This window comes from Lelliottia amnigena (assembly GCF_019047465.1).
Lineage (GTDB): Bacteria > Pseudomonadota > Gammaproteobacteria > Enterobacterales > Enterobacteriaceae > Enterobacter > Enterobacter amnigenus.
This window is the reverse complement of record NZ_CP077236.1, coordinates 386811-402203: the sequence shown is the minus strand read 5'-3', so window position 1 is coordinate 402203 and position 15393 is coordinate 386811. Positions and strand designations below refer to the sequence as shown.

Annotated in this window: 18 protein-coding genes; 11 read left to right on the top strand and 7 right to left on the bottom strand. The window is 52.4% G+C overall.

Going from position 1 to position 15393, the window contains the following annotated elements; genetic code table 11:
* Nucleotides 1–24: 24 nt before the first annotated feature.
* The 4 genes from I6L74_RS01890 to yfcG all read right to left on the bottom strand — a co-directional run bounded on the left by I6L74_RS01890 (nucleotide 25) and on the right by yfcG (nucleotide 2569).
* Nucleotides 25–534 carry a GNAT family N-acetyltransferase gene (locus I6L74_RS01890; RefSeq protein WP_059179336.1) on the bottom strand — a complete coding sequence of 170 codons (510 nt, stop codon included), beginning with the start codon at nucleotides 532–534 and terminating at the stop codon, nucleotides 25–27.
* A gap of 57 nt (nucleotides 535–591) precedes the next feature.
* On the bottom strand, nucleotides 592–1485 hold the full coding sequence (locus tag I6L74_RS01885) for a TIGR01777 family oxidoreductase (protein ID WP_059179335.1): 894 nt from the start codon (nucleotides 1483–1485) through the stop codon (nucleotides 592–594).
* A gap of 19 nt (nucleotides 1486–1504) precedes the next feature.
* Complete coding sequence (gene folX, locus I6L74_RS01880) at nucleotides 1505–1867, bottom strand: dihydroneopterin triphosphate 2'-epimerase (RefSeq protein WP_059179334.1); 363 nt, start codon at nucleotides 1865–1867, stop codon at nucleotides 1505–1507.
* 72 nt (nucleotides 1868–1939) lie between these two features.
* A complete protein-coding gene (gene yfcG / locus I6L74_RS01875; protein WP_059179333.1) occupies nucleotides 1940–2569 on the bottom strand; it encodes a GSH-dependent disulfide bond oxidoreductase in 630 nt (209 codons plus the stop codon).
* 137 nt (nucleotides 2570–2706) lie between these two features.
* Here yfcG and yfcF point away from each other — a divergent pair, with 137 nt between their 5' ends.
* From yfcF to yfcD, 3 genes are read left to right on the top strand one after another with little or no spacing between them, the layout of a single operon-like run.
* Complete coding sequence (gene yfcF / locus I6L74_RS01870) at nucleotides 2707–3351, top strand: glutathione transferase (protein ID WP_059179499.1); 645 nt, start codon at nucleotides 2707–2709, stop codon at nucleotides 3349–3351.
* Between the two features lie 55 nt (nucleotides 3352–3406).
* Nucleotides 3407–3958 (top strand): phosphodiesterase, encoded by a 552-nt coding sequence (gene yfcE, locus I6L74_RS01865; RefSeq protein WP_059179332.1) that lies wholly within the window; start codon nucleotides 3407–3409, stop codon nucleotides 3956–3958.
* A gap of 54 nt (nucleotides 3959–4012) precedes the next feature.
* Complete coding sequence (gene yfcD, locus I6L74_RS01860) at nucleotides 4013–4567, top strand: NUDIX hydrolase YfcD (RefSeq protein ID WP_059179331.1); 555 nt, start codon at nucleotides 4013–4015, stop codon at nucleotides 4565–4567.
* A gap of 3 nt (nucleotides 4568–4570) precedes the next feature.
* Here yfcD and I6L74_RS01855 read toward each other — a convergent pair whose 3' ends face one another.
* The gene (locus I6L74_RS01855) at nucleotides 4571–5590 is read right to left on the bottom strand and encodes a LacI family DNA-binding transcriptional regulator (protein WP_015959845.1); all 1020 of its coding nucleotides are present in this window, start codon (nucleotides 5588–5590) and stop codon (nucleotides 4571–4573) included.
* Nucleotides 5591–5826: 236 nt separating this feature from the next.
* Here I6L74_RS01855 and I6L74_RS01850 point away from each other — a divergent pair, with 236 nt between their 5' ends.
* The 5 genes from I6L74_RS01850 (at nucleotide 5827) to I6L74_RS01830 (ending at nucleotide 9801) form a co-directional block, all read left to right on the top strand.
* Nucleotides 5827–6270, top strand: a complete 444-nt coding sequence (locus I6L74_RS01850; RefSeq protein ID WP_059179330.1) for a PTS sugar transporter subunit IIA — start codon at nucleotides 5827–5829, stop codon at nucleotides 6268–6270.
* A 77-nt stretch (nucleotides 6271–6347) separates the two neighbouring features.
* On the top strand, nucleotides 6348–6620 hold the full coding sequence (locus I6L74_RS01845) for a PTS sugar transporter subunit IIB (protein WP_015959843.1): 273 nt from the start codon (nucleotides 6348–6350) through the stop codon (nucleotides 6618–6620).
* Between the two features lie 16 nt (nucleotides 6621–6636).
* Nucleotides 6637–8028, top strand: coding sequence for a PTS ascorbate transporter subunit IIC (locus I6L74_RS01840; protein WP_059179329.1), 1392 nt, complete (start codon nucleotides 6637–6639; stop codon nucleotides 8026–8028).
* Nucleotides 8025–8855 (top strand): transketolase, encoded by an 831-nt coding sequence (locus I6L74_RS01835; RefSeq protein WP_059179328.1) that lies wholly within the window; start codon nucleotides 8025–8027, stop codon nucleotides 8853–8855. The genes I6L74_RS01840 and I6L74_RS01835 overlap by 4 nt, the downstream gene beginning before the upstream one ends.
* Nucleotides 8848–9801 carry a transketolase family protein gene (locus I6L74_RS01830; protein ID WP_059179327.1) on the top strand — a complete coding sequence of 318 codons (954 nt, stop codon included), beginning with the start codon at nucleotides 8848–8850 and terminating at the stop codon, nucleotides 9799–9801. The genes I6L74_RS01835 and I6L74_RS01830 overlap by 8 nt, the downstream gene beginning before the upstream one ends.
* 60 nt (nucleotides 9802–9861) lie before the next feature.
* On the opposite strand, the gene pta is transcribed toward I6L74_RS01830, so the two are convergent.
* Both pta and ackA read right to left on the bottom strand, forming a co-directional pair.
* Nucleotides 9862–12003, bottom strand: a complete 2142-nt coding sequence (gene pta, locus I6L74_RS01825) for a phosphate acetyltransferase (protein ID WP_059179326.1) — start codon at nucleotides 12001–12003, stop codon at nucleotides 9862–9864.
* A gap of 76 nt (nucleotides 12004–12079) precedes the next feature.
* On the bottom strand, nucleotides 12080–13282 hold the full coding sequence (gene ackA, locus I6L74_RS01820; RefSeq protein WP_059179325.1) for an acetate kinase: 1203 nt from the start codon (nucleotides 13280–13282) through the stop codon (nucleotides 12080–12082).
* Between the two features lie 337 nt (nucleotides 13283–13619).
* Between ackA and yfbV the strand changes: the two genes are divergently transcribed.
* The 3 genes from yfbV (at nucleotide 13620) to I6L74_RS01805 (ending at nucleotide 15331) form a co-directional block, all read left to right on the top strand.
* Nucleotides 13620–14075: a terminus macrodomain insulation protein YfbV gene (gene yfbV / locus I6L74_RS01815; RefSeq protein WP_059179324.1), complete on the top strand. Its 456-nt coding sequence runs from the start codon at nucleotides 13620–13622 to the stop codon at nucleotides 14073–14075.
* Nucleotides 14076–14166: 91 nt separating this feature from the next.
* On the top strand, nucleotides 14167–14661 hold the full coding sequence (locus tag I6L74_RS01810) for a YfbU family protein (RefSeq protein WP_015959836.1): 495 nt from the start codon (nucleotides 14167–14169) through the stop codon (nucleotides 14659–14661).
* Between the two features lie 10 nt (nucleotides 14662–14671).
* A complete protein-coding gene (locus tag I6L74_RS01805; RefSeq protein WP_059179323.1) occupies nucleotides 14672–15331 on the top strand; it encodes a sugar phosphatase in 660 nt (219 codons plus the stop codon).
* Nucleotides 15332–15393 lie beyond the last annotated feature (62 nt).

The following is a 15393-nucleotide window of genomic DNA, read 5'->3' as shown; positions in this document are numbered from 1 at the left end:
CCCCTCTCCCGCTGGGAGAGGGCATCAAACCGCACTCATTTCCAGCCGATACACCCAGTCGTCAAACTTCACGCCGTCAATCTCGTAGGCTTTTTCCAACACCTGCGTACGCACAAATCCGGTTTTCTCAAGCACCCGCACAGAACCGACATTGTCCGCCAGCACATACGCATTCACCGCTTTAACGCCCACCAGGTTAAATGCGTAATCGCACACCGCGCGTAGTGCTTCGCTGGCGATACCTCTGCCCTGCGCTTGCGGAATTACGGTGTAACCGATGTCTGCCTCTTCACGGAACTGGGTGCTCACCTGCAGGCCAATGTCACCCAGCGGGGTGTCATCGTCATGAGCGCGCATGACAAAGGTATGCTGCGCCGTCAGGCGGGCGGCAAAAACGCGACGGGTCTCTTTTTCTGAAACGATGCTGGCCATAAACCGCATGATGTCGCGGTCTTCACGCAGCGAACGAAAAAACGCCCAGTCGGAGGGTTCAAAAGGAGTGAGAAGGAGTCGAGGAGTGGTGATTGTTGCCATCGTTACGCCATCGCAGTGAGTCTGAATGCTGACTTTACCATACGTAACGCGGCAAATTTAACCCACCACATCTCCCAGGGCTTCTTCTAAGTCATACCAGCGAAACGCAAATCCTGCCGCTTCTAGTCGTTTTGGCAGCGCACGCTGCCCACCAAGCACGAGCACCGACGATTCCCCCATCAGCAGGCGAACGGCGGTTGCCGGGGCACGCAGAATGGCAGGACGTTTTAGCGCATGACCGAGCGCATGCGCAAACTGTTCATTGCGAACCGGATACGGCGACACCATATTGAACGGGCCGCGCAGATCGTTATCCAGCAGCCAAATAATCGCATTGATCATATCGTCCACATGAATCCACGCCAGATACTGACGTCCGTTGCCAATGGGGCCGCCCAGTCCCAGCTTAAAGACGGGCATCATTTTCGCCAGTATCCCGCCTTTGGGGGCGAGTACAACGCCGGTGCGCAGCAGGCAAACGCGGGTGCGATCGCTTTGCGCGCCGCAGGCAATCTGCTCCCAACGGGCGCACAGTTTGTGGGTGAACTCGTTATGCGGAGGCTCTTCTTCGGTGACAACGACTTCGCCGAGATCGCCGTAGTAACCCGCAGCCGATCCTGAGATGAATACCGATGGCGGCGTTTCACTGGCATGAAAAAGATCGACCAGTTTTTGCGTGATGTTCCAGCGGCTATCGCACAAACGCTGTTTTTGCTGCTCCGTCCAGCGCTTATCGGCAATGGGTTCACCGGCGAGATTGATGACAGCTTCAAAGCCGTCGAGATTCTGATGCTCAGCCAGCCCTTTCCAGATGCCAACATCATTGCCGAGCACCTGGCGCGCTTTATCCGGGCTGCGCGTGACGACGGTGACGTCATGTTTCAGCGCTTGCAAACGTGGAATAAGATGGCGACCAATCAGGCCAGTACCGCCTGTCATCAGAATCTTCATGCAACCTCCTGGCTTGCGCTTAGCCTCGCCAGCTCAACGTCATCGAGACGGAGTCGGCATAGCGTAGCGCGTGAAGTTTATCGATCTCTACCTCAGCATAAGTGACCCAATGATGTTCGCGTGCGATATCGAGCACATCCTGAGTTAATTTTTCCAGCAACGAGAAACGGTTGTTTTCAACATATTTAATGATGTTTTTGGTAACGGTGCGATAGTTCAGCGCATCGTTAATATCCTCACTGGCGCGCGCTTTATCAGCCGGATAATGGATAACCACATTGATGAGGATATCCTGTCGATTCTCCATCTCTTCGGCTTTGATCCCAATAAACGTGCGCAGGCGTAAATTTTTTATACGAATAATCGCGTCGTGCTGTGACATTGCAGGCTTCCTCCGTTCATTATTTGCCTCATGATACATGAGGAAATACGCCGCGCACATTCCGCCACGCGCTTATATTTGCTGCATTTTCTGCATGGCACGTTCGGTTGCCGGGCGGTGACGGATTCGCTCGAACCAGTTGTTTACCGCAGGATAGTTGGTCAGATTGATTCGCTGACGCTCATGCGCGTTGATCCACGGCCAGCAGGCGATATCAGCAATGCTGTAATGGTCTCCGCCCAGCCATGGCGACGTCTCCAGCCGTTTGTTCATCACGGTGTAAAGTCGTTGAGTTTCAAACTGATAACGTTCGATGGCATAGGGAATGGTCTGCGGGGCGAAATGATTAAAGTGATGATTTTGCCCAAGCATTGGCCCCAGCCCGCTGGACTGCCAGAAGAGCCATTGCAGCGTGTGGTGGCGCTCACGCAATTCACCACTCAATAGTTTTCCGCATTTTTCAGCCAGATACAGCAAGATCTCGCCAGATTCAAATAAGCTTAATGGCTTTCCGCCATCGGCCGGCTCGCTATCGACAATGGCCGGGATTTTGTTGTTGGGGGAGATGGCCAGAAAGTCGGGCCTGAACTGATCCCCCTTACTGATATCCACTTTAATGACACGGTAATCTAATTGTGTTTCTTCCAGAAAAAGCGTGATTTTATGACCGTTTGGGGTTGGGGCGTAATAGAGGTCTATCATTTCAACTCCTGTCGTAACATGGCTCAGCGAATAGAATCGAGTATAGGTGCTTGCGGTAAATCGTGAGTTTTGATCAAGTGACAGGAAAGCCAGGAGGCGATATGTTGGATGAAAACCGAACTGCCGATGAGGATGCTATGAGTCAACCTACGATTACCCTTTGGTCCGATGCTAACTATTTCTCACCTTACGTCATGAGTGTGTATGTTGCGCTGGCGGAGAAGGGGCTGACTTTCACGCTTAAAGCCGTAGATTTGGATCGGGGTGAGCATCTCACGCCGCAATGGCAGGGCTATAAGCAAACGCGTCGCGTTCCTGTTCTGGAAATTGATGACTTTGAGTTGAGCGAGTCTTCCGCTATTGATGAGTATCTGGAAGAGCGTTTTGCACCGCCAGAATGGGAGCGCATCTATCCTCACGACCTGCAAAAGCGCGCCCGCGCCCGGCAGATTCAGGCGTGGTTACGCAGCGATTTGGGACCGATTCGTGAAGAGCGTTCGACCGACGTTATTTTTGCTGGTGTGAAAAAGCCTGCGCTGACACAAGCGGGCGCGGCGAGCGCCAGTAAACTGTTCGATACGGCCTCCAGGCTGCTCGAGCATGGCAATCCCAATTTGTTTGGTGAATGGTGTATTGCGGATGCCGATCTCGCCCTCATGCTCAATCGCCTTGTCCTGAACGGTGATGACGTACCGCAAGCGCTGGCAGATTATGCCGCATTCCAGTGGCAACGCGCTTCCGTGCAGCGTTATGTCGCGCTTTCTGCTAAGCGCGCAGGCTGATTAAGACAGCAGACTGCGGTATCATAGGGCCGTGTTTTTTCGTCAGGAGTGATTGATGAAACTAATGTTTGCATCAGATATCCACGGCTCGCTGCCCGCCACAGAACGCGTGTTGTCGCTGTTTGAACAAAGCGGCGCACAGTGGCTCATTATTTTGGGTGACCTGCTCAATCATGGCCCACGAAACGCCTTGCCGGAAGGTTATGCCCCTGCGCAGGTAGCTGAAAAACTTAATCAGTACGCAGATAAAATCATTGCGGTTCGGGGAAATTGCGACAGCGAAGTGGATCAGATGCTGCTGCATTTTCCGATAACCGCACCCTGGCAACAGGTTTTGCTGGAGAATTGCCGTTTATTTTTGACCCACGGCCATCTCTTTAGCCCGGATAATCTGCCCGCGCTGACAACTGGCGATGTGCTGGTTTACGGTCATACTCATATTCCAGTGGCGGAGACGCGGGGGGATATTGTGCATTTTAATCCCGGCTCAGTCAGTATTCCGAAAGGCGGGCATGTTCCCAGCTACGGTGTTCTGGACGATAATCAATTACGCGTTATCGCACTTAATGATCAGCAAGTTATTGCGCAGGTCAGCATTAATACGTAAGTTACACCTCAACTGTAAACGCGCCAAAAGAGCGCTTAACGAGAAGGGTTCCCGATGGTGGAGCAGAGTCATTTGGCAAGTACAGAATGGGTTGATATTGTCAGCGAAGACAATGAAGTGATCGCCCAGGCGAGCCGCGAGCAAATGCGCGCAGAGCGTCTGCGTCATCGCGCAACTTACATCGTTGTTCACGACGGAATGGGCAAGATCCTGGTACAGCGACGTACTGAAACAAAAGATTTTCTTCCGGGTATGCTCGATGCCACCGCTGGGGGTGTCGTACAGGCAGATGAAATTCTGCTGGACTCTGCTCGCCGCGAAGCAGAAGAAGAGTTAGGCATCGCGGGCGTGCCGTTTGCCGAGCACGGTCAGTTTTATTTTGAAGATCAACACTGCCGCGTCTGGGGAGGCCTGTTTAGCTGCGTGTCCCACGGACCCTTCGCCCTTCAGGAAGAAGAAGTGAGCGAAGTGAGCTGGATGACGCCAGAAGAGATTACCGCGCGCTGCGATGAGTTTACGCCGGACTCACTTAAAGCGCTGGCTCTGTGGATGAGCCGTAATGCTAAAAATGAATCCGCTAAACCCGAAAAGCAAGAACAGGCTGAATAAGCCTTAGCAACTTTCCCGCAGACACAGACTGGAAGCGATCGGTTTCTGATCGCGCCAGTCGCCACCGTTCATCCGTTCCAGCAAAGCCCGTCCTGCTTCAACACCAATCTTACGATGGGGTACTGCCATTGTGGTCAAGGGTGGCTGACAAACGCGGCTCACATCACTGTCGCCAAACCCGACAACGGCCAGATCGTCAGGCACTTTGATGCGTCTGCGCTGACATTCATACAGCACCCCGCACGCCAGCTCATCCGAAACGCATACCAGCGCATCCAGTTCCGGCCAGGCGAGTAAAAATTCCGGCAGTTGCGACGCGCCGGTCGAGAAATTAGGTGGCAGCGCCGCGTTGATCACTCTATTAGGCGAAAGGTGGTGGCGTAACATCGCTTTATACCAGCCTTGCAGATGCTGCTGGAAAATCCACTGCTCCTGATTGGCGCACAGCAGACCAATGTTTTGATATCCCCGCTGAATGACCAGCTCGGTTATCTCGTACATCGCGGCAACGTTATCAATTCCAATGTTCATATCAAGCGGATCGGCGCGCATCGCACCCATTTCCATCACTGGAATTGACGCATTCTTCAGCCAGTGACGGACGGTGTCAGTATGTTCAACGCTGAGCAAGATCGCGGCAGCGATATTCGATGCCAGCAGCGTTTCCAGTAATTTCTCTTCTTGCTCGGGGCGGTGTTGAGATTCAGCCAGGATAATCTGGTATCCGGCGGGTTGCAGGATTTGTTGCAATCCGGCAAACATCTCAGAACAACCATCCTCTGCAAGATTTGGAACAACCATTGCGATGGTCCATGATGACGCGGACGCCAACGCACTGGCGGCAAGATTGGGCATGTAGCCCAGTTCATGTACCGCCGCTTCTATTTTTTCTCTTAGCTTATCGGAAACCTGTTCGGGCGTGCGCAATGCGCGGGAAACCGTCATTGTCCCTACGCCGGCAAGCTGTGCAACGTCAGAGATCGTCACTTTGCCGGTACTACGTCGTTTTCGGGTTAAAGACATACTCGTTCCTGATGACAGACGCGATCTTCTTCTCATCCTTCGCTTCACGTTGATTGAGTATACGCCTTAAATCCCTTTTTTTACTGTGATTTACCGCGCTGATTGTAATTTGATAGCGCTATCACAATTTTGAATGTTAGAAATTGGTAGCGCTATCTTTGTGATCTTGATCGCAGCTAACTATTCATGGGTTGAATAAAGTTTGCTCATTGTAGGCGCAAGGGCAGGAGGAGAAGGTGCTCAATAAATGGTTAAACGATGCCACCATCATGCTTGAGGATCGGGTTGAAAACTGGCCACAGGCACTGGAATTATGTGCCCAGCCACTGCTGGATATGAACGTGATTGCTCCGGAATACGTTACGGCGATCGTTGAACAACATCACAAGTTAGGACCGTATTATGTGCTGGCACCAGGGCTAGCAATGCCGCATGCGCGGCCAGAAGAAGGGGCAAAAGGACTGGGTCTCTCATTATTAAAACTTAAACAGGGAGTTTCATTTGGCGCCGGAGAATTCGACCCGGTTGATATTATCATCATGCTTGCTGCACCTGACAAAAATAGTCACATCGAAATGATCTCTGCACTGGCTGAGTTATTTTCCAGTGATGATGATTTGGCTGAATTGCACAGGGCAAACACACGCGAGGAAATAAACGCCGTCATCGAACGATTCTAGATATTACGCATTCCAGTCATTAAACACATTACGCCTGCGCGTGATGCGGATGTACTCTACTCGAAAAAGGCATAACAATGAAAATTATGGCGATTTGCGGTTCCGGCCTGGGCAGCAGTTTCATGGTCGAAATGAATATCAAAAAAGTGCTAAAAAAATTAAATATTGAAGCTGAAGTAGAGCACTCCGATCTCTCCTCCGCAACACCGGGTGCTGCCGACGTTTTCGTGATGGCGAAAGATATTGCCGCCAGCGCAAGCGTGCCTGAAAGCCAGCTGGTGGTGATCAACAACATCATCGACATTAATGAACTCGAAGCGCAATTACGCGCCTGGTTCGACAAACAATAACTTTAGTGAGGTGGATATGTTTATCCTCGAAACGCTGAATTTCGTTGTTGATATTTTAAAAGTCCCTTCAGTACTGGTTGGCTTAATTGCATTGATCGGGCTGGTGGCGCAAAAAAAACCTTTTTCTGATGTTGTTAAAGGTACGATTAAAACTATTCTCGGATTTATTGTATTGGGCGGTGGTGCGACCGTGCTGGTCGGATCATTAAATCCATTAGGCGGTATGTTTGAGCACGCGTTCAATATTCAAGGGATTATCCCGAATAATGAAGCGATTGTTTCCATCGCGCTGGAAAAATATGGCGCATCAACCGCGCTAATCATGGCCTTTGGTATGGTGGCAAATATTATTGTCGCCCGCTTTACGCGCCTGAAATACATCTTCCTCACCGGCCATCACACTTTTTATATGGCCTGTATGATCGGTGTGATCCTTACGGTCGCTGGGTTTGAGGGTGTCGGTCTGGTCTTTACCGGCTCGTTGATCCTCGGTCTGGTGATGGCGTTCTTCCCGGCGATTGCGCAGCGCTACATGAAACGTATCACCGGAAACGACGATATTGCCTTTGGTCACTTCGGTACTCTGGGCTATGTGCTCTCTGGTTGGATCGGCAGCAAATGCGGTAAAGGTTCACGTTCAACGGAAGAGATGAATCTGCCGAAAAACCTGAGCTTCCTGCGCGACAGCTCCATTTCAATCTCGCTGACCATGATGATTATTTATCTGATCATGGCGGTGAGTGCCGGACGTGAGTACGTTGAAAGCACGTACAGCGGCGGGCAAAACTATCTGGTTTACGCGATTATCATGGCCATTACGTTTGCCGCTGGCGTATTCATCATCCTGCAGGGTGTGCGTCTGATTTTGGCAGAAATCGTTCCGGCCTTTACCGGGTTCTCGGAAAAACTGGTACCGAATGCGCGCCCTGCGCTGGACTGTCCGGTGGTTTATCCCTACGCCCCTAACGCGGTGCTGATTGGTTTCCTGTTTAGCTTCCTCGGTGGGCTGGTGGGCTTGTTAATTTGCGGCCAGTTGAACTGGGTGCTGATCCTGCCAGGCGTTGTTCCGCACTTCTTCACCGGTGCGACAGCGGGTGTATTTGGTAATGCGACGGGCGGGCGTCGTGGCGCAATGATAGGTGCTTTTGCCAACGGCCTGCTGATCACGTTCCTCCCGGTCCTGCTGTTGCCCGTGCTCGGTGCTATCGGGTTTGCTAACACCACGTTCTCGGACGCTGACTTTGGTGCTGTCGGGATCCTGTTGGGCAATCTCGCCCGCTATCTCTCACCGTTTGCGATTACAGGCCTTGTCGTGGCGGTCTTCGCACTGCTGGTGGCCTACAACGTGTTTGCTAAACAAAAATCTGCTGGCGGTAATGCGCAGGAAAACACTGGAGCGAAATCATGAATGTGAATGAGGTTACCCGACTGGCGCGTGATATTCGCGTGGCGACGCTCAAATCGCTGACGCAGCTGGGTTTTGGGCATTATGGCGGCAGTATGTCAGTGGTCGAGACTCTTGCCGTGCTTTACGGTTCGGTGATGAAAATTGATCCAGCGGATCCCGACTGGCCCGAGCGTGATTACTTTGTGCTGTCGAAAGGTCACGCGGGTCCGGCGCTTTACAGCACGCTGGCGATTAAAGGCTATTTCCCGGTTGAAGAGTTAAGCACCCTTAATCATAACGGCACACGTTTGCCGAGCCATCCGGATCGGCTCAAGACGCGTGGTGTAGATGCCACGACCGGTTCCCTGGGTCAGGGGATCTCCATTGCGGGTGGCATGGCGTTGTCGCATAAGCTGGCGGGACGACCAAATCGCGTTTTCTGTATTGTGGGCGATGGCGAGTTGAACGAAGGCCAGTGCTGGGAGGCGTTCCAGTTTATCGCCCATCATCGTCTGAATAACCTGACCGTGTTCGTCGACTGGAATAAACAACAGCTCGATGGTGAACTGGACGAGATCATTTGCGCCTTTGATCTGGAAGGGAAATTCCGCGCATTCGGTTTTGACGTGGTGACGGTTAAAGGTGATGACATTCCCGGCCTGCTGGAGGTGGTTACGCCAGTACCTGATGCTCAGGCCAGGCCGCGCGTGGTCATCCTCGACAGCATTAAAGGGCAGGGCGTGCCGTATCTGGAGCAGCTAAGTAACTCCCACCACTTACGCCTGACGGATGAAGTTAAAGCCACACTCAACGAGACGATTCGCCAACTGGAGGCCGCAAATGATTAAGGTTGCACCCGCAGGACAGAAAGACGCTGTTGAGATGCGTAAAGTGTATGCCGGATTTGTGGCGAGTCAGATAGAAGCGGGCAGCGAGATTATTGCCCTTGAAGCGGACCTGATGAGCTCAATGGCGATGGACGGCGTGGCGCGTGATTATCCACAGCACGTCATCAACTGCGGCATTATGGAAGCCAACGTGATTGGCACAGCCGCGGGGTTATCGCTGACCGGGCGTAAGCCGTTTGTGCATACCTTTACGGCCTTTGCCAGCCGTCGTTGTTTTGACCAGCTGTTTATGTCGTTGGATTATCAACGAAATAACGTCAAGGTCATCGCGTCGGATGCAGGCGTTACGGCCTGTCATAACGGCGGCACGCACATGTCATTTGAGGACATGGGCATTGTGCGCGGTCTGGCGCATTCCGTGGTGCTGGAAGTGACGGATGCTGTCATGTTTGAGGATGTACTGCGTCAACTAATCGATCTGAAAGGATTCTACTGGGTCCGCACCATTCGCAAGCAAGCACCCAGCGTTTACGCGCCGGGCTCAACGTTTACCATCGGCAAAGGCAACGTATTGCGGGAGGGGGATGACATTACCCTTATCGCCAACGGAATCATGGTCGCGGAAGCGTTAGAAGCTGCACGTCAGCTTGAACAAGAGGGCGTAAGCGCGGCAGTCATTGATATGTTCACCCTTAAACCTATCGACCGAATGCTGGTGAAAAATTACGCTGAAAAAACGGGTCGGATTGTGACGTGTGAAAACCACAGTATCCACAACGGGTTGGGTTCTGCGGTCGCAGAAGTGCTGGTCGAAACGTGCCCGGTACCGATGCGGCGCGTAGGCGTAAAAGAGCGATACGGTCAGGTCGGAACGCAGGATTTCTTGCAAAAAGAGTATGGTCTGACGGCTCACGATATCGTGTCAGCGGCGCGAGAGTTGCTGTAATTGCGCAGTAAATAAAAAGGGCGACCCACGGGTCGCCCTTTTTGATTGCCCGGAGGCAGATTACTGCTGCTGAGAAGACTGAATCGCAGTCAGCGCGATGGTGTAAACGATATCGTCTACCAGTGCGCCACGGGACAGGTCGTTCACAGGTTTGCGCATGCCTTGCAGCATCGGCCCAATGGAGATCAGGTCGGCAGAACGCTGTACCGCTTTGTAGGTGGTGTTACCGGTGTTCAAATCTGGGAAGATGAACACGGTAGCGCGACCCGCAACCGGAGAGTTTGGTGCTTTGGATTTTGCCACATCAGCCATCACGGCGGCGTCATACTGCAGCGGACCATCGATGATCAGATCAGGACGTTTTTCCTGCGCCAGACGTGTCGCTTCGCGAACTTTCTCTACATCGCTACCTGCACCAGACGTGCCGGTTGAGTAGGAGAGCATTGCAACGCGTGGCTCGATACCAAAGGCAATAGCGGAATCCGCAGACTGAATCGCGATTTCAGCCAGCTGTTCTGCGGTTGGATCTGGGTTGATCGCACAGTCACCGTAAACATAAACCTGTTCTGGCAGCAGCATGAAGAACACGGAAGAAACCAGAGAACTGCCTGGGGCCGTTTTGATCAGCTGCAGCGGCGGACGAATGGTGTTCGCAGTGGTATGAACCGCACCGGAAACGAGGCCATCAACTTCATCCTGTTCCAGCATCAGCGTACCCAGCACCACGTTGTCTTCCAGCTGTTCGCGGGCAACGGCTTCGGTCATGCCCTTGCTCTTACGCAGCTCAACCAGACGGGCAACATAGCTTTCGCGTACCACTTCTGGATCAACGATTTCGATACCTGAACCCAGCTCAACGCCTTGAGATGCGGCGATGCGGGTGATTTCATCAGGATTACCGAGCAGTACGCAGGTCGCGATTCCGCGTTCTGCGCAGATAGCAGCTGCTTTAACGGTACGTGGCTCATCACCTTCTGGCAGAACAACGCGTTTGCCGGCTTTACGTGCCAGCTCAGTCAGCTGGTAACGGAAGGCTGGCGGAGACAGACGGCGGCTGCGCTCAGAGGTAGCTGTCAGGGATTCGATCCAGTCAGCATTGATGAAGCTTGCAACGTATTCCTGAACTTTCTCGATACGCTCATGGTCGTCAACCGGAACTTCCAGGTTGAAGCTCTGCAGGCTCAAAGAGGTCTGCCAGGTGTTGGTGTTAACCATGAATACCGGCAGGCCAGTCGCGAAAGCGCGTTCGCACAGCTTGCTGACGCGCGCGTCCATTTCGTACGCGCCGGTCAGCAGAATTGCACCGATTTCTACGCCATTCATTGCGGCCAGACACGCTGCAACCAGCACGTCTGGGCGGTCTGCGGAAGTCACCAGCAGAGAACCTGCACGGAAGTGTTCCAGCATGTGCGGAATGCTACGGGCACAGAAGGTCACGGACTTCACGCGGCGGGTCTGAATGTCGCCTTCGTTGACTACGGTAGCGTTCAGGTGGCGCGCCATGTCGATTGCGCGAGTCGCAATCAGATCAAAGCTCCACGGTACCGCGCCCAGAATAGGCAGTGGGCTGCTTTCGCTAAGCTGAGCAGGGTCCACTTTCACGACTTTCGCTTTGGAAGAGTCGTCAAAAATTTCTGACAGATCCGGGCGAGTACGGCCTTGTTCATCAACCGGCGCATTCAGCTTGTTGACGATAACGCCAGTGATGTTAGCGTTTTTCGCGCCACCGAAGCTGCTGCGGGTCAGTTCGATACGTTCTTTCAGCTGTTCCTGAGTGTCGGTACCCTGAGACATCACAAACACGATTTCAGCGTTCAGAGTCTTAGCAATTTCGTAGTTCAGTGACTGAGCAAACTGGTGTTTACGCGTCGGAACCAGACCTTCAACCAGAACCACTTCCGCGTTCTGGGTGTTCGCGTGGTAGTTCGCGATGATCTCTTCCATCAGCACGTCTTTCTGATTGCTGGAAAGCAGAGATTCAACGTGGCTCATCTTCAGCGGTTCAGCCGCTGGCAGATTAGAATTGGCACGCACAATGGCGGTGGTTTGGTCTGGCGCATCGCCACCCGCACGAGGCTGGGCGATAGGCTTAAAGACGCTCAGACGAACGCCTTTGCGTTCCATAGCACGGATAACGCCAAGGCTGACGCTGGTCAGGCCGACGCTGGTTCCGGTAGGGATCAGCATAATAATACGGGACACGGTTTATCCTCTTTTGGTTACCGCCGCAGTGGGCGGGGTACAAAACAGCACCGCCAGCAAGGCTGGCGGTGTGGTATTAGGCAGTCAGACGGTTTGCGTCTTGTGCGATGACCAACTCTTCATTGGTTGGGATAACCATCGCCAGACGGGTGCCTTCTTTGTTGATGTAACCGGATTTGCCGAAACGAGCAGCCAGGTTACGTTCGTGATCAACTTCGAAGCCCAGAACGCCCAGTTTGCCCAGGGACAGTTCGCGAACCATCGCGGCGTTTTCACCGATACCACCGGTGAAGACAACAGCATCCAGACGACCGTCCATCAGTGCAGTGTAAGAACCGATGTATTTCGCCAGACGGTGGCAGTAAACGTCCATGGCACGTTTTGCGTCTTCTTTATCTGCGTAGTTGTCTTCAACATAACGGCAGTCGCTGGTGACTTCGGTCAGACCCAGCAGGCCAGACTCTTTGGTCAGCATTTTGTTGATGTCGTCAACGCTCATGCCCAGAGTGTCGTGCAGGTGGAAGATAATCGCCGGATCGATGTCACCGGAACGCGTACCCATCACCAGACCTTCCAGCGGGGTCAGACCCATAGAAGTATCAACACATTTGCCGTTACGGATAGCAGAAACAGAACCGCCGTTGCCCAGGTGGCAAGTGATGATGTTCACTTCTTCAACCGGCTTGTTCAGGACTTTTGCCGCTTCCTGAGTCACATAGAAGTGGCTGGTGCCGTGTGCGCCATAGCGACGTACGCCATGTTCTTTGTAGAGTTTGTACGGCAGGGCATAGAGGTAAGACTCTTCCGGCATGGTCTGATGGAACGCAGTATCGAACACAGCCACGTTTTTGTCTTTCAGATGCGGGAAGGATTTCAGCGCTTCGTAGATACCGATCAGGTGAGCCGGGTTGTGCAGCGGTGCAAATGGTGCTGCATCTTTAATACCCTGAATCACGGTCTCATCAATGATCACGGATTTGGTGTATTTTTCGCCGCCGTGGACGATACGATGACCAATTGAGGTCAGCTGAGCAGACAGTTCTGGTTTTTGTGCCAGAATAGTGTTAACGATAAAGTTCAGCGCTTCACTGTGAGCGGCGCCTGCACCTAAAGCCGCTTCTTGTTTGCTACCGTCCATTTTCCATTTGATACGTGCTTCAGGAAGATGGAAACACTCGGACAAACCAGAGAGGTACTCTTCACCGTTGATTGCATCGATGATGGCAAATTTGAGGGAAGAACTACCGCAGTTCAGAACCAGTACTAACTTACTCGACATGGAAGTACCTACTATTGATACGTGGCTAAAAAAACGTCAGTGAGTCTAAAAGCGTAACGCAAGATGACTCAGACATTTATGATTAACATCATGCCAAACAAACTTTCTGGCATGATGAAAGAAATCCATATGATTTTACGCCATTTTGAACGATTTTCAGACAATGGCATAATATGCGATAATTTGACGAGTTAACGATTCTCGTCTAAGGCCCTTTGAGGCTGGCACAGAATACCCGATACTGGGTAGCGATGACAAAATATTTTGAACGTTGTCATGGCGTGTTGTGGATTTGCACGAAAATTTTAAATTTTATATGTGAAGTTGAGGTACAGCCATGTCGACACCTGAAAACCCCTCCGTGAACTTCTTCAGTCTGTTTCGTCGGGGACAGCATTATGCAAAGACGTGGCCGTTGGAAAAACGCCTTGCGCCAGTGTTTGTCGAAAATCGTGTCATCCGTATGACGCGCTATGCGATTCGCTTTATGCCGCCGATCGCGGTGTTTACCCTTTGCTGGCAGATAGCGTTAGGTGGCCAACTTGGCCCGGCTGTCGCCACCGCACTCTTTGCGCTTACGCTGCCCATGCAGGGTTTATGGTGGCTGGGTAAACGCTCTGTTACGCCGCTGCCACCTACTATTTTACACTGGTTTTATGAAGTGCGCGGCAAACTTCAGGAAGCAGGGCAAGCGCTCGCTCCGGTCGAAGGCAAACCCGATTATCAGGCGCTGGCGGATACGCTCAAGCGGGCGTTTAAGCAACTTGATAAAACATTCCTTGATGACTTGTGATTGATCATCGAAACGGTTGTAAAAAGAAGGCACAGTAACAAACAGTTACCGTGTCTTTTTTTTAAGTGCCATGCGCAACAGGAGTCGAAAGATGGAAATGACCAACGCTCAACGTCTGATTTTGTCCAATCAGTACAAAATGATGACCATGCTTGATCCCGACAACGCTGAGCGCTACCGCCGCTTGCAAACCATCGTCGAACGCGGCTTTGGCTTGCAGATGCGCGAGCTGGACCGTGAGTTTGGTGAATTGAAGGAAGAAACCTGTCGCACCGTTATCGACATCATGGAGATGTATCACGCGCTTCATGTTTCCTGGACCAACCTGAAAGATGCCCAAACCATTGATGAGCGTCGTGTGACGTTCCTGGGCTTTGATGTCGCCACCGAATCACGCTATCTGAGTTACGTCCGCTTCATGGTCAACACGGAAGGGCGTTACACCCATTTTGATGCGGGTACGCATGGCTTTAACTCGCAAACTCCGATGTGGGAAAAATACCAACGGATGTTGAGCGTGTGGCATTCATGCCCGCGTCAGTACCATTTAAGTAGCAACGAGATCCAACAAATCATCAACGCCTGAGGGGGTGAATGTGCAGTGTAAAGGTTTTCTGTTTGATCTGGACGGTACGCTGGTGGATTCGCTGCCGGTTGTCGAGCGTTCATGGTGCCATTGGGCCGACAGGCATGGCATTCACCATCAGGATGTACTGAATTTTATCCATGGCAAACAGGCCATTACTTCTCTCCGCCATTTTCTGCCTGGAAGAAGCGAAGAGGAAATTCAGTCCGAGTTCACGTATCTGGAGCAAATCGAAGCGGCCGATACCGACGGCATCGTTGCGTTGCCGGGTGCAATTGAACTGCTCCAGCATTTGAATGAAGCGCACATTCCATGGGCAATTGTGACGTCAGGTTCGATTCCGGTTGCGCATGCGCGCCACAAAGCGGCGGGCCTCCCGTTACCGGAAGTTTTCGTCACGGCAGAACGTGTTAAGCGCGGTAAACCTGAGCCTGACGCCTTTTTGTTGGGGGCGGAATTGCTGGGACTTCACCCTGCCGATTGCGTTGTGGTCGAAGACGCCGCCGCCGGTGTGCTGGCAGGCCTTAACGCTGGCAGCCATGTGATTGCCGTCAACGTGCCGGCCGGTTCACCCCGACTGGACGAAGTCGACTTCGTGATCTCCTCTCTCGAGACGCTTGACGTCCACAGGAATTCAGACGGGAATGTGACCGTCTCCCTGAAAATATAACCCCATGAATTGGCCCCACATTGTTGGGGCCTTTTTGTGGCAAAATGTCTTCTTTTCCCTGA